We start from the raw sequence: 231 nt of genomic DNA on the forward strand, positions 1-231 counted from the left end.
ATGACGCCATCTTTTTTGATGTCGTTTAGCTTATCTTCAGCAGCTTTTTTAGCATCTTCTGCTTTTTTCACCAAGGCTTCTGCTTCGGCAATTTTTGATTCATTGGCATCAATCACGCCATTGTTATTTGCATCATTAACCGCAGGCACTTGAACTGGAGCAACCTTGTTCACACGATCTTGTAGTGACTCTTTGGTGTTGCCTTTGTCGTCTTTGGCACCTTGTGGCAAT

General features: G+C 42.4%; 1 protein-coding gene. It reads right to left on the reverse strand.

Annotated elements, in window-relative coordinates; translation table 11 throughout:
* Positions 1–231, reverse strand: a 231-nt coding sequence (locus M2R47_RS09435; protein WP_249102558.1) for a GA-like domain-containing protein, incomplete at both ends; no start/stop codon positions are given.

The organism is Moraxella oculi, assembly GCF_023336735.1.
Taxonomy (GTDB): Bacteria; Pseudomonadota; Gammaproteobacteria; order Pseudomonadales; family Moraxellaceae; genus Moraxella; species Moraxella oculi.